At 71.1% G+C, this 1,839-nt stretch carries 2 pseudogenes; both read right to left on the reverse strand.

The annotated features are described in order from the left end of the window. A pseudogene (locus tag GJ630_RS19320) lies at window positions 1-892 on the reverse strand (type II secretion system protein); the annotation flags it as partial. Continuing rightward, window positions 889-1,839, reverse strand: a pseudogene (locus GJ630_RS19325) (ATPase, T2SS/T4P/T4SS family); the annotation flags it as partial. The pseudogenes GJ630_RS19320 and GJ630_RS19325, both read right to left, overlap by 4 nt.

The following is a 1,839-nucleotide window of genomic DNA, read 5'->3' on the forward strand; positions in this document are numbered from 1 at the left end:
ATTGTCGCCGGCGGGAACGCGACCGGCGCCGGCCCAGGAGCCAGCAACAGGCGACCAACAGTGCGCCGGGCAAGACCACGACGTAGGTCCCGACCAGCACAGGGGCGGTCACTGGCACACCCGCGGCAGCGGCGGCGGGCAACAGCGACGCCATCGCCAGCGGTAGGAGCACACCGAACGCGTACAGGCCGGTCGCTGGGCCGCGGAGCGAGGCCGCGAAGGCCGCCATCTCGTCGCGCGTCCCGTCGAGGATGCATCGCCGCGCGCGTTCGAGGACCTCGGGCCGTTCCTCGGCTGGGGCCGCCGTCGCGTTCTCGACCAGTCCGACTGCGCGTTCGAGCGCCGGGAACCGGTCGCTCCAGGCCGCCGCGAACGTTCCCAGACCGCTCCGTGGCGTGCCCGCGGCTCGCTGTCGATGGTGTTGCAGCCGTGTGGCGAGCAGGCCGTTTCCGGCCCGTCCGGCGAACGCCGCCGCCCGCTCAGCACTGGGCCACAGCGTTGCGCCGAGCACCAGTGTCGTGACGAGCGACGGCGCGGTCCCCAGCGCTCGAATCCGCTTTGCTTCGGCGGCGAACGGCACGCCGTACCGTCCCAGCGCCGCGACGCTCAGGGACAGAGCGAGGAGTCCGAGGCTGACAGTCGTCGCCAGCAGTCCGGTCACCGTCACAGCGGCGAGCAGTGCGAGCAGGGAGCCACACACCGAAACGGCGTAGCTCGCCGTCAGCAGTGCTTCAGGCGGGGCCGAAACCGAGAGCAGCCGACACGCTCGCCGGTAGTCGTCTGGTACCTCGATAGTGTCAGGATAGGTCGCACCGACCGCGGTTGTGAGCGGTGCGGCTGGTGCCGTGCTCGCGCTGTCGCCGGAGTCGTCTGAACCGCTGGCGTGTCTCACGGCTGGGCCTCGTCTGTGGGCGGTTCGTTCCCGCGTGTCTCGACAGCCACTGACTCCTCGAATCGTTCGGTTCGCGCCTCGATAGCGTCGAGTACCTCGGCGTAGGACTCGCCCGGCGTTGCGAGTGACTCCACCAGACGACTGTTGCCCCGCTCTAGGCGACCGGTAGCCGTCGCCGTCGCCCCGTCGCGCTCATAGAGCATCTCGAAAGAAACGTCGTCGCCGTGGGAGACGATTTCCGCGACAGATGCGATGCCGCGGCCGTGCTCCGACGCGGGCGGAGCCAGCGTCACCACGAGGTCCGTCGCGGCGAACGACTGCACCGGGACGCCGAGGTCCGACACCAGCCGTTCCCGAACCGCTTCGGGGCCGTTGCCGTGAATCGTCCCGAGGACGGCCCCGTCGCCGCCACCGACACGCATCGCCTCGTAGAGTACGCTGGCCTCCTCGCCGCGGACCTCCCCAACGGCGAGCGCGCCCTCGCCGAGTCGGAGCGCGGTCCGCAGGGCCTCCGTGGCGTCGACCGACGGCCCCTCTCCGCTGGCGGTCCGAAGCGCCTGTACGTCCCGCCCGTCGGACTGCAGGGACGACGCCGGAAGTTCGGGCGTGTCCTCGATAAGGATAGTCCGGACCTCGTAGGGGAGTTCCCAGAGCAACGCCCCGAGCGTCGTCGTCTTGCCCGCGCCGCGGGGGCCGGCGACGAGGCAGGCCCCGCCGCGCTCCGCGGCGACGGAGAGCAGCCCGGCGACGGCTGTCGGCATCGTCCCGTTGTCGACGAAGTCGGCCAGCCGCCACACGTCGCTGTCGTGGGCGCGAAAGGCGAAAAGCGAGGCCGTCACTGACCGGTTTGCCTCACGCCAGCGACGCGAATCTGCCGGTCAGCCACCGTCGCCGTTGCATCGAGCGTCGGGCTCGGCTCGCGAGAATGGCCCGGTCCGCTCGACCGT

The sequence above is a fragment of the Haloarcula sp. CBA1122 genome (assembly GCF_009741785.1).
In the GTDB taxonomy this organism is placed as follows: Archaea; Halobacteriota; Halobacteria; order Halobacteriales; family Haloarculaceae; genus Haloarcula; species Haloarcula hispanica.